Origin of the sequence: Pseudomonas cichorii, assembly GCF_019719005.1 — a bacterium.
GTDB classification, from domain to species: domain Bacteria; phylum Pseudomonadota; class Gammaproteobacteria; order Pseudomonadales; family Pseudomonadaceae; genus Aquipseudomonas; species Aquipseudomonas cichorii_E.
In genome coordinates, this window is sequence record NZ_JAIGPJ010000056.1 from 1 (window position 1) to 20,444 (window position 20,444).

Sequence of the window (20,444 nt, forward strand, 5' to 3'; positions counted from 1 at the left end):
AGAAAGAAATCGGGAGCACAGCATCCGGGATCACACGGCGGCTTTGAATGTGTGGTTTATGGAGCGGTTACCTTACAAAACAGAGCACGCGACTTTGTTTCCGGATGTAAAAAAACAAGGTCTTGCACGTTTTCACTTCTGAAAGCCCAATGACGCATCAGCTGTCATTGGTATTCGCCTTCAGGAGAAACGACGCAAGACCTTGATTTAAATGGCTAAATTCCGGCTCAGAACCTGAACTCAAATAGATTAATAAGCACCTATTTTACATTGAAATTATTATGTTTTCTAAAATTAATATCCCTACAACTATCCTAATTAAGCTTCCTACCGCAACCAGAGCTATCTGGTTCCCCCTCAACGCTGGCTACCATCTATCTCCAGCCATCAATCTTTCATGGCTCATCCGGATACTTTTAAGAGCTTGAGCATGCAACTGTGAAACCCGTGATTTTGAGACACCCAGCAATTCGCTTATTTCCGTGAAACTTAAATACTGATGATAGTGGCCTTCAATGACTTGCCGCTCATTCGCAGAAAGAAGCTTCACACACTCATTCAGCGTATCGCTATCACGCTCGACTTCGTAGAGGCTCAGGGGGTTATTATCCCTGGGCTCCTGATCGACGATCCCAGACTCCAGAAATAACCCGAACGCCAAGCCAATAGCGACACTCGCCACTTGCTCCAGGTTGGACTCCATTTGCCCATCCTCTGCCACGGAAATACTTTCCAGTCGCTCTCGATAATAGCGGCGTTGATCGCTCACATAACAAGATAGCCCTTTAAGGACGTTGCCCTTTACATAAGGTTCAGCATAGGACTGAAAACGTGTGCTCAATAATGGATTAAACCGGTCTATCGCCTGCAACAGGCCTATCGATGCCAGGTTTACATAATCTCCCCACTCCGCTAGCGGATGCGGGTATCGGGAATATAAAAGTCCGGTAATCATTCTGAGCCATCGACTGTAGAAAAAAAACAGCCGACTTCTGGACGAGTCAGTTTTCCCGTCCAGCCAGTCACACCACAAGACATGCTCATCATTCCCTTCAATATTGGTGTCCGTCACCTTGGAAGGCTCCGCATCTAATCTATCCGAGATTGCGCACCAATGTCTGGGCTATCAGCCCCCATCCATCGATCAATAAAAACAGCATGATTTTCAGCGGTAGGGAAATAGTGATGGGCGGTACCATGATCATCCCGAGGGACATCAGAATTGACGCTACGACCAGGTCGATAATCAGGAACGGCAAAAAGATCATAAAACCGATCTGAAAAGCAATTTTCAGTTCGCTCAACATGAAGGCCGGTATCAATTTAACCGGCGATAGTCCTTCCGGTCCTTGCGGCAGCGGCTCCTGGGACAACTCATAAATCAGCCGCAAGTCTTCTTCATGGACCTGCCGGAGCATGAAGTCACGAATCGGCACCCAGCCTTGCAAAGCAGCATCTTCAAATCCCACCTTGTTAGCAAGAAATGGCTTTATACCCGAGTCATAAGCTTTCTCTAATGTCGGTGCCATGGCGAATAACGTCAAGAACATAGACAATACAATTAACACGATATTCGGTGGCGTCTGCTGTAGCCCCAATGCCTGCCGGGTCAATGATAAAACTATGATATTGCGAGTGAATGTAGTCAGAGAGATGACCAGAAACGGCAGGAATGACAGTACCGTCAATAAAACAGCGATGCTGACCGGAGACTGGATCTGGTTGATGTGCATACCTCCCCAATCAGAGAAGTCATCAGCCGCTGACGCATACGGGGCAAAGCCACTCAATACTAAAAAAAACAAACGGCTAGTCATATCGAATACTTCAAGGGTGAGCATCCAACGCAGAAGCTGAAGAATGTGGAGATAGCACGGTCACTGTGGCTCCGTTAGAAGACTCTGTTACCAGCACCTGAAATGTTTCGGTCTTGAGAAGATAAACCTTGGTCTTGGTAGACAGTCGCAATGCACGCACACACTGCAACTCGGTCCGGCTCGACGTTGTATCGGAAAATGAGGCATGACTTCGCGCATACCAGCGTATCGCAATATAGAATATCGCCAATAGCAAGGCTGTAATCAGCATCACCTTGATCATTAGAACCGAAGACAGCGGATCATCCTGCCGCAGCGCTAATCCAATAGGTTGGGCTACTTCAGGAGTCACAATATTTCCGTCAATTGGATACCGAAATTATCATCCACGGCCACCAGATTGCCTCTAGCAACCGGCTTGCCGTCCAAGCACAGCGATGCAGGTTCATGGACCTGTTCCAATAACTTGACGACGTCTCCAGACTTTAGGGCAAACAACTCGTCCACGGTCATGGAGGCATTACCAATCTGTACCACCAATTCCACTACCACATGCTTGATCAAATTCATATCCCGCTTGATTAGCGGTGACAAATCGTCATTGGCCACGACTCTGGCCTCCTCCAGCTCTATTGTATCTACCGTTGCGGACACATTTATACTCCTGATTAGTTGATAGACTTTAATTGCACGGCCAAATGATCGTTTTGTGTTGCCAGATATCCGCCAGCCACAACGACGCCTTCAGCCAATTGTAACGAAACGGGCTCGGCTAATAAGGCGCTGGACAGTAAGGTATCGCCGGGATGCAAATCCTTTATTTCACCGATAGAGAGACTCACTAGAGGCAGGCACACGGACAGCTTCACGCGGGCATTACCTAGCGCCTGTTTGCGATCAACCAACTCTTTACGGAGGACGGGAGGTTCAAGCACACCATTAAGCAATGCGGCATCCAGCAATAAATACACTGCCGATTGACCAACATGTAGTTGCAGCAATACTTGGGAGTCAAGCGCATTTAAAGATGGCCGCAAGGACTCGTTCTCCAAGAGTGAGACATCACTTACCCCAAGCTCTGCAAATACAGAATTGATCAATGCCAACCGTGCATCGCACAGCAAATGGTCGGCAGTGTCGTCACCTGGAACCTCGCCTGCGAAAGAGCCAAATAAGATTGACTGCCAATTGCCCGCTAGAAGAATTGAACCACTGGCTGATTTGGCACGCTGCCAAACCAGTGGACAGAAAAACTCCTCGACATCAACAAAGGGCGAGCAATCCACCTTGCATGTGTGAAGCTCGTTACCGAAACACCATTGCTCATACCAGTGCCTAATCACCGGAGGCAATAGCTCACACGCCATGCGCAGGCGAGTCGTGCCGACAAACCCTAACATCCTCATTAATCAGCTACCTCTCGTTCCGTTATACAACTGCTCTAGCATCTCATTGGAAACAGTCATTACTCTCGAACTAGCTTGATAACCCCGTTGAATGATCAGAATGTCGCCGAACTCTTGCGCTAAATCCACGTTGGACAACTCCAGATAACCACCTTGGATTCGGCCGAACTGCTTCTCTCCTGCCCGGCCAAATTGCGCTTGCATGGAGGATGGCGAGTGATAAAGCGAGTTGGCACCTGCGATCAGTGCACTTTCATCAGAGAAATCCGCCAATGCGATTTGACTCCCATCGCGCTGCTCGCCATTCGCATAGGTAAACTTGAGAATGCCTTTTTCGTCGAATATGAAGGTATTCAAACCTGCGATCGCACTACCATCGATCACGCGAGCGCTCAACGTGTGGCTTGGCCCACTGGCGATCTGCGAAGCCAGGTTAAAACTACCAGGTGTACCGAAATCCAGCAGAATGCTCTGAGTAGCGCTATTAGCTGTCAGAGGAACCGATAAAGTGTTGAAGCCTGAGATGGGAGTGCCATCGGCTCCGAACGCAATAGTTCCGGTCTGCAATTGCGCGCCACTCGCATCCGAAACGGTGACGTTCCAGCTATTGGCTGGTGTCGCTTGCGGCTCGAATTTGACACTCAGGGTACGTGTTGCTCCCGTCTCATCAAAAACCTGAATCGAGTTGATTTGGTAAGTCGAGTCCGCAGTGCCGCTGCGAGCCAATGCGCCCACCATCTCAACGCGAGTAGTGGCTTTTGGCGGCAGAGTACGCTGCCCCTGAATATTGATATCCACCAAGCTTCCTGCCGAATCGATACCCGCCACACGACGCTGGCTGATGGTATCGACAAGATAGCCGTCCTTGTCGACTTGGAATTGCCCAGCGCGCGTATACGATAAAGCACCCTGCTCGTCGCGTAGCACAAAGTAACCAGCACCATTGATAGCCACGTTGGTGTTGTTGCCTGTCTGGCGGTTCTCGCCCGGTTTGATGCGGACTTCCGTGCCGGCAATACCCGAACCGAAGCTCTGTCCATCTTGCCCATTAACCGCGCGATAGAAAGTATCACTGCCTCTGTAGCCGGGCGTGTTCATGTTCGACACATTGTTAGATACGTTATCCAACCCCTTGGCAAAGGAAAACAGGCCACTCATTCCGTTAAAGAAAGCTTGTAGCATCACGCCCCCTGTCTAACCAGTTTGATTTGAGACAAGCGCACGTCCGTCAAAACGGAACCGTCGGATTGCCTGACAGATAACACTGGGCCCGTCGATGAAAACGCAATCGCCGTCACCGAACCAATCACCGTCCCACCGTTAGTGATGTTGACCTCCACTTGCCGCCCGAGTAGCTCCAAGGATTGTGACGTGGCATTCATGGACACTAGATTATTCGTGTTTTCGTTGGTGACCCGGGTCTGCTCAAGGTTGGCAAACTGCGCCATCTGCGCCAAAAACTCTCGATTATTAATCGGCTCCAGAGGGTCTTGAAACGTCAGTTCGGTCAAAAATAACTTGATGAAATCTTCTTGCCCCAAACGACTCTGGGCCAACTCGGAGGTGGTGGAACTTAGCTCGCTACCAATCGCTTCAACGGCCATCATTTTCACCTTTGTAATCAATCGACGGGGACGACGCGCGCCAGACCTCTTCCCCATTCAGCCAAATCTGCTGTGGGCGCTCAGGCATCGATAATGCCCGGCGAGATAACTCATCTATCAGCTCATCGCGCTCTTGAGATGTAAGTTGATAGTCACGGACCAGTAACTCGAGCCCTTTTCCACGAGGCAAGAACTGAAAATGTCGGTCAGGCCATCTCCAACTGAAATAACTCAGGAGCTGCCGGCTGGTGGAAACTTCAATCTCCTGCCGCTTAATACCGACAGGGTCTTCGCTTTGTCCCTCAGAGGTTTTTATCAAAAATGCACTGGGCATTAGGAAAGTCGCCGAATCAACCGACGACGAATTCAAGGCCGCTGAGTAATTGTATTCCTCAACTACTGGAGCAATGCCTGATATGCCAAGCTCCTCTGGGAACATATTGGGAAGGTAAGAAAGATGTCTCCCGGCATGCATACCAAGCGCATAGAGTTCAAGCGCGCCTACTGCTTTGGACTCATCATCCCCCGAGCCTCGCCGCAGAGTTCGGGTAACACCAGCTTGAGAGTCCTCAGCATATGGGAATCGCTGTTCCGAAAAGCTGTGCTCGTTATTCTGCGGATTCGAGTTTTCGTTCGCCGCCGTTGAATGATCACGCAACCCAATCTTGCGCTCGAACTCCCTGGCCTGCGTTTCGCGAATGGGCGCGCGTTGTTGATCGGCCACAGGAACCCATAACGAAGCCCCTACTTTAGTAGCCATACCAAGCTCCCTGAGCTATCTGAGCATCAAAAATGTCGACGGCTTCAACATTACGCATAGCCTTATCGAGCCGTAACCGTAACTGATGCTTCGCCTTACCAATCAGATCCTCGTTTTTCCTGCACTTGAGCAGTTGGGTCTTGGCTAAATACAACTGGCGCAGTGCGTCAGTAACCGGCTGATGGGCAGACTCAAGCCGCTGATAAGCAGCATTCTGCGCCAATAGACGCTGTTCATGCAGGGCAGGGTCAAGCGTGACGCCAATCTGCCCAAGTTCCTCGAAACGCGCCTGAACACTGTTGTAGTGAAACTTTTCCTCGCTTAACAGACACTCTGCTCGTGCCAGTTCACTACAACAACGGGTGTAGGCAAGCTCAGCTTTTTCACGCTGCATGGTACGTAAGCGAAAAGCCGCATCCAATTGCCACAACTTGCGCCATTCAGCTTGCACTGCTTACCCCTTTCTCCAGTCGATGGCAAAGTTGAAAAACAGCTTGCCAAGTACTCGATGTCGCGAAATGTTCTTGGGGGGTCTGTTGTAGCAACGCCTCAAACTCAGGCTTAAGATCGATCATAGTGTCTAACAATGGCTGCGCTCCCTTCTCATAGACACCAAGTTCAATCAGATCAACGCTGCTCTGGTAGCTGCCAAGTGCCGACCGAAGGCGCTCAACCTGAGCCTTTTGCTCTTGAGTTTGAAGGGCTCCAGCAAGTCGACTGATACTGTGCAAAACGTCAATCGCAGGCCAATGAGCACGTGCAGCGACATTGCGACTCAAGACAATATGTCCATCGAGAATGGCACGCATGTGATCAGCCACCGGCTCATTCATGTCATCTCCCTCGACCAGCACGGTATAGACCCCAGTGATGGAGCCTTGCCCATTTAACGCTCCAGCGCGCTCCATCAAGGGCGGCAACAAGGCGAACACCGAGGGTGTATAGCCTCGGCTGCCCATGGGCTCCCCCGTTGAAAGCCCGATTTCACGCTGCGCCAGTGCGAAGCGGGTGATCGAGTCCATGATCAGTAGCACATGCTTGCCTTGCACCCGAAACCATTCGGCGATGGTCGTGGCCGTATAGGCCGCCTGACGTCGCAGAACAGCGGGCTGCTCTGCCGCCGCTGCTATCACCACGGCTTTTTTCAAACCATCAGTCCCCAGACTGTCGCGAATGAAATCTCCCACCTCTCGACCACGCTCACCGATCAAGGCGATTACTATTACATCGGCCTCTGCATACTTGCTCATCATTCCCAGCAACGTACTCTTACCAACCCCACTGCCGGCAAAGATGCCGATTCTCTGACCACGTCCAAGCGGCGTGAAAACGTCGACAGCCTTAATACCAGTGGCCAACGTGGTACTGATCGGCGAACGGTGCAGAGGGTTGATCGGGGCGACGAAACGAGGCATCCGCTTCAACCCTTCGGGTGCAGGAAAGTCATCCAGTGGCTTGCAGGTCGCATCCAGAACGCGACCTAGCAGACCCTCCCCCACGGGAACGGTATAGGGCGCTCCATGTGCGTGGACTTCGCTGGCAAGACACAAACCATCCAGCGGACCGTAAGGCATCAACAAAGTTGACTCACTACGCAGACCGACCACTTCGGCTGAGATGACATCGCCACCTCGCGCCGGGTGAATATCCACCAATTCGCCCAGCCGGACGTCCAGCCCGGTCGCATGCAGAACCATGCCTTGAATCGAGCTCAAACGCCCCACACGTCGACAAAGACGAGCTTGGGCCAGTTGCGCAAGCAGTCGACTCTCAAGCGCCTGCCACACGGCCATCTCCTTGCTTGATCAACACCGATGCAACGCTAGCCAATTGTGATTGCACGCCGGCATCCAGTTGACCGCCTTCAAAATCAATCAAACAACTCCCTGAAGCGGCCTGTGGATCAACAATAAATGTTTTTAACAACGCGTCATTCGGGGCCAATCGAAGCAGTGCCTGATAATCGGTCAGAGCAACTCGTATCCGCAGAGGATCTGCCAATCGATACTCTTCAATGGCCTGCCTTGCCAGGTCGGCGACTAAAGAACGCGTATCACCATGCTGCCCCAGCATGCGCGTCACTACCCCCAGCACGAGTTGCCCCACTGAGGGCTCCATGGCCGATATCAATTGTTTCTGCTGCTCTTTCAGGGCTTCGACCAATTGCGCAAGCTGGAGGCGTTCCGCTTCAAGCGCCGCACGCAAAGAGGCCTCCTTCTTCAGCCATTGCTGTTCTTGCTGAGCAAGTGCCTGAGTCAGCTGCACCCGGGCACCGTTCCCGGCCTCCGACAATCCTTGCGCCAACCCTTTATCACGACTATCCCGCTCTAACTCTGCAAGCTCCAACGCGAATGACTCACGCAAAGCCACTCTGATGTCCGGTTTAGGTTCCTGAGTATGTGGAGACTTCGGTTGGGCGTAGCCTTCGAGTACAGGCAAACGTCGAACCCCCAAGTTTTGAGTAGGTTGACGCAACACCTTGGACGGTAAAGGTGGCTTAGCGCTGCTCATCACCCATCTCCTGTAAGTCCATACGGGCTTTCAAGCTAGCCATTAACGCCGGCGGCATTACCTGCTTGGTAAACTTGCTGTCCCACCGACGAATGTCGGCAGTGTTGGCCAAGATACCCAACACTTCACGACGGGCAGCCGGAGTTTCCATCTGAAGCACCAAAGCGGCCCAGAAGGGATGTGTTGCCTTTGAAAGTTGCGTTTTCAGTCGGACATTATTCGGCGTCACTAGGGGCGCAGGCAGCTCGCTCATCATGGCGGCAACGATGTTGGGATCGCTCGTCAATCCCAGATCATTTATTTCATCCAACAGCTCTTCAACCTTTCGACGCTCATCAGGCTTAAGCCGTGCGAGAATCCAGTCACGGTCTTCGGCATGAGAACAAGCGAGGCGGATAGCCGCTTTACGAAGCGCAGAAAACTCCATGGCGTTAACGTCCCTCCAGCAGCCAACGTCGTAAATCCACGAGCAATTGCTCGCGATCGACCGATGACATTCGTGGTGCAGTGACTGGAGCGGGTACTGTTTTGCTACGTCTTTTAGCCAAGAGCATTAACAGACTGGTCAATAGAACGACCAACAACCCAATGCCTATCAATCGAGCCCAAGGTAACGCTCCGTCATCATTGACGGGCTCAGACAGCACGGGATCAACTACCGGATTCGAGTGTGGTGGACTCTCTACTACTGATGTCTTTTCCTGCATAGGCATATCAGGGATATACACCATCACCAATCTGTCACCCCGCTTGGAATCGAGCCCCAAGGCGGCCTCGAGCAAGGCTTGAATGTCTTTCATCTGCGCGTTCGAGACGGGTGTGCTAAGCACTACGCCGACGGTGATACGCTCAATCCTGCCAGTCGCATGCTCAGTCTCAGCACGCGACTTACCGACTTCATAGTCAATTTCCCGATTGGATTGAGAACGCTTGCTAGTCGATTCGCCGCTTGAATTTTCGCTAGACTCATTGCGTTTTTCACGACGCATTTGGTTTGTTAGCGGTTGCTCGCTGATTGATTTGACTCGGTCGAAGTTCATCAATACTCGCACCGAAACATCGACACCGCGATGACCGAGAGGGCGCTCCAACAACTCTTCAGCTTTAAGCTTCAGCGCCTGCTCGACCTGGGCAGTCAGTTGTAGATGTTCCGGTGCCGCCGCTACGCCATCCGTTGCACTTAGCACTTGCCCATCATCATTGAGCACCGAGACACGTTCGAGCGTCATGCCCTCCACCGCAGACGACACCAGTTGCTGAATACCCCTGACCCGTTGAGGCAACAGGGCCCCCGCGGAACGTAGACGAACAATCACCGACGCCTTGGGCGGTTCTTCCGACTGCTGATAGATACTGGTTTTCTTAAAGGTCAGGTGTACGCGTGCATACTCGACCTCGGACATGCTCATGATCGTACGCGCCAACTCTCCTTCCATCGCCCGCTGGTAATTGATCTTCTGGCTGAACTCCGACATGCCGTAGTCAGCCTTGTCGAACAATTCAAAGCCGGTACCCCCACGGGTCGGGATGCCTGCCTCTGCCAGATACATGCGTGCAGAGGCAGCATGATCAGCCAGGACTTCGATCGCACCTTGCTGCGTATTGATCCGATACGGCACATGGCGTTGACTCAATGTAGCCAGAATCTGAGCTTGAGATGCTTCATCTGCATTTTTGTACAAAGCCACATATTGCGGTCGGACCACCCACCATACCGATACCGCCAGCAGGCCGGCAATCAGCAAAGCGCCAACCAGAAAGACGCGGGTACGACCTGCCAGGAACGAGGACACCGGTTGATTCTCCATGAGTTATATCTGCAGCCGGGTGAGTTCCTGGTAGGCATCTACCAGACGATTGCGAACTTCCACAGCCAATTGCAGTGACAACTTTGCTTGTTCCATGGCCATGACCAAATCATGAGGTGCTATGTTTTCACCCAGCGCATAAGCCTGCAGAAGCTCACTGGCTTGTCCGGTTTGCGCACTCAATTGCGTGGCTCCAGATTTCAACAGCCCCACAAAATCGGTGCCCTGGTGGCCCATAGGCCCGTCCACCATGGCAGACGCAGGGAGAAAGTCGGTGGTTAACGCAACAGGCGCAATGGCTGCAGTCATATCATTTTCCAATTTCAAAGGCTTTGAGCGTCATTTCGCGCAAGCTGTTGTAAGAGCGAATATTGGCTTCATAGGCACGTGTCGCTGATACCAAAGTGGCCATTTCCCTTGCGGCTTCAATGTTCGGGTAATGCACCATACCGTTCTGATCAGCCATAGGATGGTTCGGCTCATGAACCAAACGGCTATCGCTACGCGTCTGGGTTTGGATAACAGGCTGATTCAGCCCCAGCCGACCGGCAAAACTGGTTGGAGGAGACACGCTGAGTAAAGGCGAACGCTCGCCCGGTCCTATCGCCACGTTAGCGATCGCCAGGTTGTAGCTCGCGACCTCAACTCTTGAGCGCTCATAGGCCATACTGCCGCGAACGATCTCACCGATATTGTCCAAAGGCATCTTCAGCGACCTCCCCGGATAGCCAATTGCATCAATGCAAACTGTCGCGACACGCCATCCGCCAAGGCCTGATAGCGACCACTCGCAGCGGATGCCTGTGCGACTTCGCCGTCCAGTGCCAATGGCGAAACCGGCGTATAGCTTTGCAGATAGGGCGTCAACTCACTGTCCTGAAGCGAACGCAACGCCTGGCCGAACAACTCAGGGTCGTTGTGCAAACCACGCAAAGCAGCCATTGGCTCGTAACTGTTTAGGCGCATGGCCTTGCCCCCCGGAACGTTGGCCATGGCAATGTTGTGCGCTGCAACCTTCGCCCGCAACTGCTCCAGGCTCATGGCAAAACGAACAGTCTCTATTGCAAGACTCATATCGGCAGACATCAATCTTTCCTATTGAACAATAAGTTCGGCGTGCAGAGCGCCCGCCTGTTTGATAGCTTGCAGCACCGTGATGACTTCTCGCGTGCTCAATCGAACCTGATTTAGAGCTTTTACCAGATCCCCAACCGTCGCTCCCTCGGCCAGCTTTACCGGGCCATGTTCTTCTTCATTCACGGTCAACTCGGTATCGGGAACAACCACCGTACCGACGCTCGACCCAGTACGCGCGCCCCAAGACGGCTGCGACACCTGAAACTTAGTACTGATCACCACGCTCAAGGAGCCTTGGGAAATGCTGACCTCGCCCAACCGGACATTGGCACCGGCTACTACCGTCCCGGTGCGCTCATTGACAACCACCCGAGCGGTATAATCAGGTGCAACTGAAACGTTCTGTACCCGTGAAATCAATCGAGGCACGATCATGCCGGCCATGACAGGCACTTCAACTTTGGCGGCATGCACTACACGTACACCGGGCACGCCCAACTCGCGACTCAAGGCATCGGCGATACGCTGCGCCGTGGTGTAGTCCGGCTCGTTGAGAATCAGCACCAGGTTTCTCGATCCCCCATCATTTTCTGAAAAAGCCGAGCGCTCGACGCTAGCGCCCCGAGGAATACGTCCAACCGTCGGATGGTTCTTCTGCACGGAATTAGAGTTGGCCTCAAAGACGTAGCCCCCCACTGACATGGGCCCTTGGGCCAAGGCATATAGTTTTTCATCTGGACCGTACAAGGGAGTCATCAACAGAGTTCCGCCTAACAGACTGCGAGCATCACCCAGGGAAGAAACCTCGACGTCCAGCTTGTCACCCGACTCACTGAACGACCGCAGGTTACCAGTGACCATTACAGCTGCCGTATTACGGGTATTGAGATCACCGTCAGCGACGTTCACGTTAAAATTTTTCAGGGTATTGACCAGAGACTGGCGAGTAGCACGATTGCGATCGGTATCGCCGGTGCCAGCCAACCCGACCACCAGGCCGTAGCCGATAATGGCGTAGTCCCGCACGCCTTGAATACGCGTAAGTTCCTTGATCCGGACATCAGCCAACGTAGGCTGTAACCAAAGGGCGAGCAACAGCCCCGAGAGCAATCGAGCAACCATTTTCATAAGACACGCAGCCACTTGAGCACCCGGAAAACAATGTTCTGTTTCTGCGCATCGGTCACCACGCCATCACCGACGATGTCGATTTGTGCGTCCGCCAGACGATAGGAAAACACCGTGTTGTTGTAGGCAATGTCATCAGGCCGAACCAGACCGGTGATTCGCACCTGCTGTTTCTCATCATTGACTGTCACCCGCTGCTCGCCGCTAACACGCAACAAGCCCTCAGGCAATTGTTCAATGATCCGTACTGAGACGTTTGTGCGAATCTGCCCGCTGCGGTTAGTCTGCCCAGCCCCATTGGTATCGCCTCTCAAGCCCAGACTCGCCTGATGATTGCTACCGTTCAGGCCAGTGCGTGCGGAAATATCAGTATTGCTGTCGGCTCCGGTTCCGGCCGCGCTCTGGGCGGTGGTGGACTCAACCACTAGAACCGTCAGGGTGTCACCCAGGTGATAACCACGACGGTCGCCAGTAAGGGACCGGTAACCATCAGGATTGATCATGCTCTGTGCGCAGACCACTCCCGGCATTAACAACATGACAAGCCATGCTGTGCGCACGTTACTTCGCCACATGAACCTCTCCTTTACCAGTGACCACCGCCATCAGACTCGACTCGGCACCGTCCAGCATGACCGGTATCCGCTCTCCCAAAACGCCAGGGCGCAGTGCCTTGCCTTCGGTACGCAACATCAACCCGGTACCGAAGACCACCACAGTCACCGGAGCATCGCGGTAAACCAGTGGCTCGACCTTGAGATGACGCTTAAGCACCGGCATACCGGCATTGACCGATTGATTCAGCCACTGCCCTTCAATGTCGCCAGGCAGGTCGCTTGGGGACAGTTGTGTCGCTGCCAAGTCCACTCGTTCCATCCAAGGTTGAACATCTACCAAAGCCTGGTCGGCTCGCCCGTTGCGGCCATAGATCCACGTCTGCTTCCATGCCTGGACCTTGAACCACACAGTCACCACGCTGGGTCGATCCTGGCCACACACAGTGCCACTGAAAGAGACCGGTACTCGGCTGCGGATGCTCTGGCTCAACAACCTGATCTGCGGATGCATCATGGTCGGTAGCTCACCAATAGGCGTGAGCTGAAGCTCAACCTCCGGCGTAGCCAACTGTTCCTGAATACGCTGGGTGGCCGTTGTCAAGGCATGACTTGTCGCCGAAACATCACAACCAGAACCGGGCGCCGCATTGACATGGCCAACGCTTGCGAGCCACAGTACGACTCCGGCCAACCAATAAATATTCATGAGAGTCAACGACGCAGGTTATTGATAGTTTCCAAAATCTGATCGCTGGCTTGTAGCAATCTCGCATTCATCTGGTAGGCACGCTGGGCCAGCACTAGCCCGCTCATCTCGTCGATCAGGTTGACGTTCGACATCTCGACATAGCCTTGCAGCAGAACACCCTGACCGTCTCGCCCCGGCTCGGCATAAATGGCTTCACCACTGGCCTGAGTCGGTCGATAAAGTCCGTCGCTGAGTTTCTTCAACGATTCGGCACTGCCGAACTTGGCCAGTTGTACCTTACCTACACTGATCACCTCTCCAGTCTCGGTGATAGTCGCCTGGACTTCTCCATTCTGTTTGATAACCAGATTGTGCGCATCCGGCGGAACGCGCAGATCGGACGTCAGCGTCTGCCCATCCGGCATTGCCAGTTGACCTTCGCTATCGAGATGAAAACGGCCTGCACGCGTGTATGCCAGCTCCCCCGTAGGCAACGCCACTTCAAAAAAACCATCGCCTTGAATGGCCACGTCCAATGCATTCCCGCTTTCACGGATCGTGCCCGGGCTGAAGACCTGATTCGGCTGCGAGGCCTGGATACCAGCTCCAGTCAACAAGGTCTCCGTCATTCCGCCGCCATTGTCACGGGTTCCAACCTCGCGAACCATGTCGTGAAAATCCACCTGGCTGCGCTTGTAACCAATGGTCTGCATGTTAGCGACGTTGTTTGAAATGCTGTCGATCCAGGCCTGGTTCGCGGTCAGACCAGAGCTGGCAATACTCAATGAATCAATCACAACCACACTCCTCGATCAGTTCTTGCCTATCTGATTAATGCCGCTGTTGAGCATGCCGTCATAAGCCGATAGCGCTCGCTGCATGGTTTCGACATGCCGCGACACTTCCATCATCTTCACCATGTCAGAGCCCATGTCCGCATTCGAGCGTTCCAGTAATCCCTGATGCACAACAAAACTTTTGGCGGGCGTGATCCCGGTACTGGCCGCATACAACCCATCCCCAACAGCGAGTAGCTGCTGTGGATTGTCGACACGCACAAGGCTCAGACGAGCGACCGGGCGATCATCAACACTGACCTCACCACCTGCGTCGATCTTCAGAACCCCGTCCCCCACATGCAGTGGGCCATCTTCTGCCAGAACCGGATAACCTGCCTTGCTGACCAGATAACCCGTCTTATCGACTTGAAAGCGTCCGTCGCGACTTAAAAGCGCCCCATCCGACGTTTTCAGCACAAACCAGGCGTCCCCTGATAGCGCCAAATCTGTACCGCGCCCAGTATGTTTCAGCGCACCGCCGTCGGTACTGATCGATGTCTGCGACTGGATTTCATCAAGCCCACTCGCTACGCCAAGCCCGGCCACATTTGAAGCCATAACATTGAATGTGCGCTCAGCCTTGTAGCCATAGGTGTTGGCATTAGCGACGTTCTGCGACACAGCTTTCAAATTGTTGATATCACGCTGGATGACCCCTGCCAGCTGCATGATCAAGTCGCTCATGGAGACTCCAGACTAGGGAAACCAGGCAAATCAATCATGCCTGCCGAGGTTACGCGGGCGTGCTGCCCCACTTCATTGACTGACAACACCGCCATGTGCGGCACGGCTCGAGACATGAAAGCTCGCAAGAGACGTCGCAACGGTACAGCGCATAGCAGCACTGGTTGTTTATTACTACTAAGTTGCCGTTCCGCCTCTCGGGCAACCGTAGTGATAAATCGCTCCAACTCCTGAGCAGGCAATAGCGCAGCTTGTACTCCTTCGCGAGGACGTGCGGCAGCCAGCATGTAACCTTCCAACTGCGGCGCGATCGTCAGCACATTCAGTTCACCGTTTTTGTCGACCAAACGCTCATACAATGCCGCGCCCAGACGTTCGCGTACTCGCTCAACGAGATCTTCGGCGTTCTTGTTACTACGTCCCGCATCTACAAGCACTTCGAGAATGGTTTCAAGGTTTCGAATGGACACCTGTTCACGCAGTAACAGTTGCAGCACTCGCTGGATGTCCGAATAGCTGAGCACCTGAGGCACCAGTTCATCGACCAAGCTACCCAGGCCCGCGCGCTTCTTCTCTATCAATCGTTCAGTTTCGGCACGGGTCAGAAAGTCCGGCGCATATCGGCGTGCAAGCTCGGACAAATGGGTCAGCAGTACCGTATCGGGCTCAACCAAGGTGTATCCAGCCGTACGTGCCTGAGCACGTTGCGCAACGTCAATCCAGAGCGCTTTAAGCCCGTAGGTAGGCTCTTTGGTCGCCCGCCCTTCGAGCACGAGCGTGGCGCCTCCGGGATTGATCGCCAACAACTTATCGAATTCCAGTTCGCCCGAAGCAATCACCGCGCCTTGTACACAAACCTGATAAGTACCGTTGGTCAGCTTCTTGTCGGCATGAACATTTAGCTGCGGCAACGCAAAGCCATAATCTTTTGCAAACTGCTTGCGTAAATTGTCGATGCGCAAGCTCAACGTACTAGTCGCAACTAAAACGTGAGCGGCTAGATCTGCACTTAAACGCAGTTCAAACGCATCAGTACTGATCAACGCGTAGATATCCTCGGATTCGCTGTCTTGCCCTGTCAGCAGATCCTGTTGCGAATCCTCGCCTGCGCTGGGCTTGCTCCGCAATTTACGATAGGAAAACCAGGCCGCCGCGGAAAAAGCGGAAAACAGCATCATGAGCGGAATCAAGGGCAACCCAGGCATCATCGCCAGAAACAGCGTGACAAGAGCCACCACCACCAATGTCTTGGGATAAGCCGACACCTGCCGTCCCAGCTCAGGCCCAAGCCGCGCATCAGTCGCCGCGCGTGTAATGATGATCCCCGCAGCAACGGCGATAATCAGCGACGGGATCTGCGTTACAATGCCGTCGCCAACCGTCAGCAACGTATAGTGATGCAGCGCATCCCCCCAACTCTGGCCCTTCTGCAATATACCAACCGACAAACCGCCGATGATATTGATCGCGATAATTACAATGCCAGCAATGGCGTCTCCTTTGACGAACTTGGAGGCACCATCCATGGCCCCGTAAAAATTCGACTCACGCTCCAACTGACTGCGTCTACGCTTGGCTTCTTCCTGGTCGATGATGCCCATATTCAGATCAGCGTCGATACTCATCTGCTTACCCGGCAACGAGTCCAAAGTGAAACGGGCGGCAACCTCGGCTACGCGCTGTGCACCGCTAGTAACCACTACGTATTGCACAACGACCAGAATCAAAAAGATCACAAACCCGATCACATAGTTGCCACCCACGACATGAGTGCCCACAGCAGAGATGACTAATCCCGCATCTCCATCAGTCAGGATAAGCCGCGTTGCAGAGATGTTCAGTGCCAAACGGAACAACGTGGTCATTAACAACAGTGACGGAAAGGTCGAAAAGCTCAACGGCTTGTCGATATCGAATGTCACCAAAAGCACCATCAGCGCAACGGCAAAATTGGTCAGCAGCAGCAAGTCCAACAACCACGTAGGAATTGGAGTAAACAACACCAGCAAAATGGCGATGACCGCTATGGCCAACAGCAGGTCACTGCCTTCGGAAAGCATGCGTGACAATATAGGCTTCACGAAGCAAGTACCTTATTTCCCGGCAGCGCAATCACCCAGCGATAGATACGCGCAACATCGGTCTGAGTCGAATCAGGGATCGCTGAATCAATCCGCGCCAATGCATGCAGAGCTCGCGCCAAAGGTGGACGACGTAATATCGGCACCTGATGCTTTCTGGCGACATGACAGATGCGCCTGGCATGTAGGCCGCGCCCCATGGCAAGCACCTTGGGTGCAAGCATGCTCGAAGGTCGATATTGCAGAGCTACAGCGTAGTGGGTCGGGTTGGTGATAATGACATCGGCATCCTTGACCTGCCCCAATGCAGCAGCCTTTTTCAGAAGCGCTTGCTGAATACCTTTGCGCTTGGAGCGCACCTCAGGGTCCCCCTCACGACGCCGATGCTCGTCTTTCGTTTCCCGACGACTCATACGCATCTGTCGGCTGAACTCGCGCCGCGAATACCAAATATCGAACAACGCCGCAGCCGCCATCACCGCCAGCACAGCAAAACCCAACTGTATTAGCAATTGCTTACCCACCTGGGGCAATTCGAGGGGAGATATCGTCGCCATACCCAACAATTGGGACAGTATGCTTTGAAACAGGTAATACAAGACCAGCGTAAACAACATGCCCTTGATCAGCACCTTGATCAGCTCAGTGAACATGCGTCGCGAGAAAATCTTCTTGAGGCCCTGAATCGGGTGAAGCCGCTTGAAATCGGGTTTCAAAGCGATCATTGAAAATACCGGGCCACTGAATAGCAGGTTGGTCAGGACAGCTATCATGATCAGTGCGCCAATAAGCGGTAAAAGCCCGTACACCACTTGTCGCAAACTGTACCCGCCCTGCTCGACCAGATAACCAAACCCTTGCCCCATCTGACCGGCATTGCCCAACCACCAGTGCGTATGGGTCGCGATCAAGTTGGCCAGCGAATACGCAATAGCCGAGAAAACCATCAAAAATGTCAGCAACATAGTAAAGGACAACAGGTCAGGACTGCGGGGAACCTGGCCTTTCTTACGAGCCTCTTCGAGTTTGTAAGGCGTGGCCTCTTCGCTCTTATCCTGTTGATCACTCATTGTGTACCTACCGACGAAAGAGCAAACCGCAGAGCATTTTCAATCAGAAGCGGTAAACGCTGCACGATCATTGGCAAGGTCAGAATGAAAATAAACATGCCTATACCTAACTTAACGGGCAAGGACAGAAAATAGACATTGGCCTGGGGCATGGATCGGGACAAAAATGCAAACGCGACATCAACCAGCCATAACCCGAGTATCACAGGGACGACGATCATAAACGCCAACAAGAACTGCTGCGTCATGACCGTTGCCAGGGGCATGGAAAGCGCGGAAAGCGAAACGCTGCCAGGAGGGACAGCTACAAGAAGCTGGGCAAATACCCTGAGAAGATCATGATGCAGATTAAGCACAAGAAATAACGCGCCCAACGACCAGGCCAGTAACTCAGCCGTCAAACCGGTCATGCTGGACGTGCCGGGATCGAAAACCCCCGCAGCATTCAAACCAATTTGCGTGTCGATCAACTTTCCAGCCATATCAACACCTGCATGAGCGGCATGAAAACCAAACGCCATCAGCACGCCCAACAACAACTCACCCAGCAATACCGGTAACGTGAAGACGGGGGCATCAGCCATAGTCATGCCGCTGGCCAGCACTGCTGACAACATCAATGCCAGGAGCAATCTTACGGTTAATGGAATGCGCGAAAAGAACAGGATGGGGGAAACCACTATCAGCGGAATCAACCTGACCGACACCAGAAGCGCATTGAGGAAGAAAGAAGTCAGCACAACCCACACCAAAAACGAAGCTAGAAGCTAGCGGCCCGAGTTAATGCACTGAGTGCGAACTGCTTGAGGATTGTCAGCATCCAGCCCCCAAAAACCAAGAGTATGACGACAGTCACGATCAGCTTGGGAATGAAGGTCAGGGTCATTTCCTGAATCTGGGTAGCGACCTGCAGAATACTGACAAAAAGCCCGACGATCAGAATGGCGAGTAGTAGCGGAGCCGCCACCATTGCGGCTGTCAGAAGCGCGTCTTTGAGCGCGTATAGCATGAAGTCCTGCTTCATCCGTACCCCAAATGAGCCAAATCGAAGGTGAGCTCTGGGCACGCCACAGCACAATGGCAACGACCACTGTTCAAAATAGTATCATTATGACACCAAGCAACACAACATAACGTTACAATTCGGATACAAATGGCGGTGCCTGCGTTCTTTCTAGAGAGAACCCAGCAACAACAAAGGGTTTAGGCCGAGCCCGACAAGGGGTATCGCTCGATATGCAAGATGATCCACTCATCCTTGATGTGATGTTTGACCGCCTTGAGCAACAACCCATGATCAATGCGTTCAAAGGCTCCCTTGAAATCCCCCCAGCTCATATTCCAGCAGCGTCTGCGGGTGACATCTACTGCCTGTTTGGCCGACTTTCCCGGCCGGTACCCGTACGAGTCCTTGTGGAAAAGACAGTCAAGCTCAGGCTCGATGAGCAGCTTGACGACCGTCTGGGCCACTCGATCCGCCACCATTGGAATACCCAGCTTGCGTTTGCCTCCTGATTGCTTCGGAATTTCCACCTGCCTTACAGGCGGTGGAAAGTAAGAGCCGGATGACATCCGGTTCCAGACCTTGTACAGGTTCCGTTGCAGCTTCTGCTCGAGCTGGGCAATAGACTGCTCATCTATCCCAGCAGCACTCGATTGGCTTTCACGCGCTGAAAGGCCTCCCAAACTGTTTTGTATGACCTTACTGTACTCATGCCGCTCCTCCTCGCCCAGCGAGTTGACAGCACCAGTCAGCCGGGCAACACCATCCCTTCGCTCCGCTCTCATTACAATAGCCTCATCACTACTACGAATGGCTCCGCCCCTAGCCCCTTGCATCGGAATTGTTCATTGCGATAATAGCCGCTTGTCATTTCCCTTGGCATCAAAGGCTAGGTCTCACGCTCCATATCAAAGCCTGTATTGAACTCATGCCGCCTATACACCGACTGCCATCTGGACGGTAGGCAGGTAGCCTCCAGACTGATTCCGAGATTACTGGGCAACCTCGGTTTTGACAGGGCTTGAATACTTAACTATGCGTCTTCGGACGATTTACTTTCGCTTATCTTCTCAATACGTACCTGACGCCATCATTGGCGCCGTTTCCAATGATCGCTCACTACCACGCCTTTTGGGCACAGCAACACCGGGCGGTTTGAAGCCAGCTCCTGCAAGCAGACTCCGGGAGGCCTCCTCCCATCTTGGATACAGCACCGCAGGCTTACGCCAGCGTTCGTGACACACCCCGAATACAACACTTTAATGCGGTTACGGGACTTGTTGAGGAGTATCCGCTCCACAAACCCCACCTACCGCAAGATAGGCAGTTCGTTTACCGTGGCATTTCCGGTGAGCAGTTCCACGGCAACAGCGCTTCGTAATCTTCTACCGATTGAGCATGTGGCAACCGC

At 53.1% G+C, this 20,444-nt stretch carries 25 protein-coding genes and 1 pseudogene; all 26 read right to left on the reverse strand.

Features of this window, described 5'->3' with window-relative positions; genetic code table 11:
• Positions 1-367: 367 nt before the first annotated feature.
• On the reverse strand, positions 368-1,072 hold the full coding sequence (locus K5D32_RS24820; protein ID WP_311775798.1) for a sigma-70 family RNA polymerase sigma factor: 705 nt from the start codon (positions 1,070-1,072) through the stop codon (positions 368-370).
• 22 nt (positions 1,073-1,094) lie between these two features.
• A complete protein-coding gene (gene fliP / locus K5D32_RS24825; RefSeq protein WP_260407524.1) occupies positions 1,095-1,817 on the reverse strand; it encodes a flagellar type III secretion system pore protein FliP in 723 nt (240 codons plus the stop codon).
• Positions 1,818-1,827: 10 nt separating this feature from the next.
• On the reverse strand, positions 1,828-2,169 hold the full coding sequence (locus tag K5D32_RS24830) for a hypothetical protein (RefSeq protein ID WP_311775799.1): 342 nt from the start codon (positions 2,167-2,169) through the stop codon (positions 1,828-1,830).
• The gene (locus K5D32_RS24835) at positions 2,166-2,471 is read right to left on the reverse strand and encodes a FliM/FliN family flagellar motor switch protein (protein ID WP_221602192.1); all 306 of its coding nucleotides are present in this window, start codon (positions 2,469-2,471) and stop codon (positions 2,166-2,168) included. The genes K5D32_RS24830 and K5D32_RS24835 overlap by 4 nt, the downstream gene beginning before the upstream one ends.
• Positions 2,472-2,485: 14 nt before the next feature.
• Entirely contained in the window at positions 2,486-3,217 is a 732-nt protein-coding gene (locus K5D32_RS24840) for a FliM/FliN family flagellar motor C-terminal domain-containing protein (protein ID WP_260407525.1), read from the reverse strand.
• A 9-nt stretch (positions 3,218-3,226) separates the two neighbouring features.
• Positions 3,227-4,405 carry a flagellar basal-body rod protein FlgF gene (gene flgF, locus K5D32_RS24845; protein ID WP_221602194.1) on the reverse strand — a complete coding sequence of 393 codons (1,179 nt, stop codon included), beginning with the start codon at positions 4,403-4,405 and terminating at the stop codon, positions 3,227-3,229.
• Entirely contained in the window at positions 4,405-4,827 is a 423-nt protein-coding gene (locus K5D32_RS24850; protein WP_221602195.1) for a flagellar hook assembly protein FlgD, read from the reverse strand. Before K5D32_RS24850 ends, flgF begins: the two co-directional genes overlap by 1 nt.
• On the reverse strand, positions 4,817-5,587 hold the full coding sequence (locus K5D32_RS24855) for a hypothetical protein (RefSeq protein WP_221602197.1): 771 nt from the start codon (positions 5,585-5,587) through the stop codon (positions 4,817-4,819). Before K5D32_RS24855 ends, K5D32_RS24850 begins: the two co-directional genes overlap by 11 nt.
• Positions 5,577-6,038, reverse strand: coding sequence for a hypothetical protein (locus K5D32_RS24860; RefSeq protein ID WP_221602199.1), 462 nt, complete (start codon positions 6,036-6,038; stop codon positions 5,577-5,579). The genes K5D32_RS24855 and K5D32_RS24860 overlap by 11 nt, the downstream gene beginning before the upstream one ends.
• The gene (locus K5D32_RS24865; RefSeq protein ID WP_221602201.1) at positions 6,028-7,380 is read right to left on the reverse strand and encodes a FliI/YscN family ATPase; all 1,353 of its coding nucleotides are present in this window, start codon (positions 7,378-7,380) and stop codon (positions 6,028-6,030) included. Before K5D32_RS24865 ends, K5D32_RS24860 begins: the two co-directional genes overlap by 11 nt.
• Positions 7,358-8,098 (reverse strand): FliH/SctL family protein, encoded by a 741-nt coding sequence (locus K5D32_RS24870; protein WP_221602202.1) that lies wholly within the window; start codon positions 8,096-8,098, stop codon positions 7,358-7,360. Before K5D32_RS24870 ends, K5D32_RS24865 begins: the two co-directional genes overlap by 23 nt.
• Positions 8,085-8,525: a hypothetical protein gene (locus K5D32_RS24875; protein ID WP_221602204.1), complete on the reverse strand. Its 441-nt coding sequence runs from the start codon at positions 8,523-8,525 to the stop codon at positions 8,085-8,087. Before K5D32_RS24875 ends, K5D32_RS24870 begins: the two co-directional genes overlap by 14 nt.
• A gap of 4 nt (positions 8,526-8,529) precedes the next feature.
• The gene (fliF, locus tag K5D32_RS24880; RefSeq protein WP_221602206.1) at positions 8,530-9,906 is read right to left on the reverse strand and encodes a flagellar basal-body MS-ring/collar protein FliF; all 1,377 of its coding nucleotides are present in this window, start codon (positions 9,904-9,906) and stop codon (positions 8,530-8,532) included.
• Between the two features lie 3 nt (positions 9,907-9,909).
• Positions 9,910-10,215: a flagellar hook-basal body complex protein FliE gene (fliE, locus tag K5D32_RS24885; RefSeq protein WP_221602208.1), complete on the reverse strand. Its 306-nt coding sequence runs from the start codon at positions 10,213-10,215 to the stop codon at positions 9,910-9,912.
• Position 10,216: 1 nt separating this feature from the next.
• Complete coding sequence (locus tag K5D32_RS24890) at positions 10,217-10,612, reverse strand: flagellar basal body rod protein FlgC (RefSeq protein WP_221602210.1); 396 nt, start codon at positions 10,610-10,612, stop codon at positions 10,217-10,219.
• A 2-nt stretch (positions 10,613-10,614) separates the two neighbouring features.
• Positions 10,615-10,992: a hypothetical protein gene (locus tag K5D32_RS24895; RefSeq protein WP_221602212.1), complete on the reverse strand. Its 378-nt coding sequence runs from the start codon at positions 10,990-10,992 to the stop codon at positions 10,615-10,617.
• 9 nt (positions 10,993-11,001) lie between these two features.
• Positions 11,002-12,111 (reverse strand): flagellar basal body P-ring protein FlgI, encoded by a 1,110-nt coding sequence (locus tag K5D32_RS24900; protein ID WP_221602214.1) that lies wholly within the window; start codon positions 12,109-12,111, stop codon positions 11,002-11,004.
• Positions 12,108-12,686 (reverse strand): flagellar basal body L-ring protein FlgH, encoded by a 579-nt coding sequence (locus tag K5D32_RS24905; protein WP_221602216.1) that lies wholly within the window; start codon positions 12,684-12,686, stop codon positions 12,108-12,110. The genes K5D32_RS24900 and K5D32_RS24905 overlap by 4 nt, the downstream gene beginning before the upstream one ends.
• Complete coding sequence (gene flgA, locus K5D32_RS24910) at positions 12,673-13,269, reverse strand: flagellar basal body P-ring formation chaperone FlgA (RefSeq protein WP_260407526.1); 597 nt, start codon at positions 13,267-13,269, stop codon at positions 12,673-12,675. Before flgA ends, K5D32_RS24905 begins: the two co-directional genes overlap by 14 nt.
• 110 nt (positions 13,270-13,379) lie before the next feature.
• Positions 13,380-14,153 (reverse strand): flagellar hook-basal body protein, encoded by a 774-nt coding sequence (locus K5D32_RS24915; protein WP_221602218.1) that lies wholly within the window; start codon positions 14,151-14,153, stop codon positions 13,380-13,382.
• Between the two features lie 15 nt (positions 14,154-14,168).
• Positions 14,169-14,879: a flagellar hook-basal body protein gene (locus tag K5D32_RS24920; protein ID WP_221602220.1), complete on the reverse strand. Its 711-nt coding sequence runs from the start codon at positions 14,877-14,879 to the stop codon at positions 14,169-14,171.
• Positions 14,876-16,960 (reverse strand): flagellar biosynthesis protein FlhA, encoded by a 2,085-nt coding sequence (locus tag K5D32_RS24925; protein WP_221602222.1) that lies wholly within the window; start codon positions 16,958-16,960, stop codon positions 14,876-14,878. The genes K5D32_RS24920 and K5D32_RS24925 overlap by 4 nt, the downstream gene beginning before the upstream one ends.
• Entirely contained in the window at positions 16,957-18,030 is a 1,074-nt protein-coding gene (locus K5D32_RS24930; protein ID WP_221602223.1) for a flagellar biosynthesis protein FlhB, read from the reverse strand. Before K5D32_RS24930 ends, K5D32_RS24925 begins: the two co-directional genes overlap by 4 nt.
• A complete protein-coding gene (locus tag K5D32_RS24935; protein ID WP_221602224.1) occupies positions 18,027-18,770 on the reverse strand; it encodes a flagellar biosynthetic protein FliR in 744 nt (247 codons plus the stop codon). The genes K5D32_RS24930 and K5D32_RS24935 overlap by 4 nt, the downstream gene beginning before the upstream one ends.
• Positions 18,771-18,790: 20 nt before the next feature.
• A complete protein-coding gene (locus K5D32_RS24940; RefSeq protein ID WP_221602225.1) occupies positions 18,791-19,054 on the reverse strand; it encodes a flagellar biosynthetic protein FliQ in 264 nt (87 codons plus the stop codon).
• Between the two features lie 200 nt (positions 19,055-19,254).
• Positions 19,255-19,745 (reverse strand): annotated as a pseudogene (locus tag K5D32_RS24945) (reverse transcriptase domain-containing protein); the annotation flags it as partial.
• Positions 19,746-20,444 lie beyond the last annotated feature (699 nt).

Bases quoted from the DNA above. Each gene is read 5' to 3' on its own strand.
- K5D32_RS24855 (WP_221602197.1), bottom strand. From the start codon at position 5,587: ATGGCTACTAAAGTAGGGGCTTCGTTATGGGTTCCTGTGGCCGATCAA.
- fliF (WP_221602206.1), bottom strand. From the start codon at position 9,906: ATGGAGAATCAACCGGTGTCCTCGTTCCTGGCAGGTCGTACCCGCGTC.
- K5D32_RS24890 (WP_221602210.1), bottom strand. From the start codon at position 10,612: ATGCCTTTGGACAATATCGGTGAGATCGTTCGCGGCAGTATGGCCTAT.
- fliP (WP_260407524.1), bottom strand. From the start codon at position 1,817: ATGACTAGCCGTTTGTTTTTTTTAGTATTGAGTGGCTTTGCCCCGTAT.
- K5D32_RS24900 (WP_221602214.1), bottom strand. From the start codon at position 12,111: ATGAAAATGGTTGCTCGATTGCTCTCGGGGCTGTTGCTCGCCCTTTGG.
- K5D32_RS24840 (WP_260407525.1), bottom strand. From the start codon at position 3,217: ATGTTAGGGTTTGTCGGCACGACTCGCCTGCGCATGGCGTGTGAGCTA.
- flgF (WP_221602194.1), bottom strand. From the start codon at position 4,405: ATGCTACAAGCTTTCTTTAACGGAATGAGTGGCCTGTTTTCCTTTGCC.
- K5D32_RS24875 (WP_221602204.1), bottom strand. From the start codon at position 8,525: ATGGAGTTTTCTGCGCTTCGTAAAGCGGCTATCCGCCTCGCTTGTTCT.
- K5D32_RS24905 (WP_221602216.1), bottom strand. From the start codon at position 12,686: ATGTGGCGAAGTAACGTGCGCACAGCATGGCTTGTCATGTTGTTAATG.
- K5D32_RS24850 (WP_221602195.1), bottom strand. From the start codon at position 4,827: ATGGCCGTTGAAGCGATTGGTAGCGAGCTAAGTTCCACCACCTCCGAG.
- fliE (WP_221602208.1), bottom strand. From the start codon at position 10,215: ATGACTGCAGCCATTGCGCCTGTTGCGTTAACCACCGACTTTCTCCCT.
- K5D32_RS24895 (WP_221602212.1), bottom strand. From the start codon at position 10,992: ATGTCTGCCGATATGAGTCTTGCAATAGAGACTGTTCGTTTTGCCATG.
- K5D32_RS24940 (WP_221602225.1), bottom strand. From the start codon at position 19,054: ATGAAGCAGGACTTCATGCTATACGCGCTCAAAGACGCGCTTCTGACA.
- K5D32_RS24930 (WP_221602223.1), bottom strand. From the start codon at position 18,030: ATGAGTGATCAACAGGATAAGAGCGAAGAGGCCACGCCTTACAAACTC.
- K5D32_RS24865 (WP_221602201.1), bottom strand. From the start codon at position 7,380: ATGGCCGTGTGGCAGGCGCTTGAGAGTCGACTGCTTGCGCAACTGGCC.
- K5D32_RS24870 (WP_221602202.1), bottom strand. From the start codon at position 8,098: ATGAGCAGCGCTAAGCCACCTTTACCGTCCAAGGTGTTGCGTCAACCT.
- K5D32_RS24920 (WP_221602220.1), bottom strand. From the start codon at position 14,879: ATGAGCGACTTGATCATGCAGCTGGCAGGGGTCATCCAGCGTGATATC.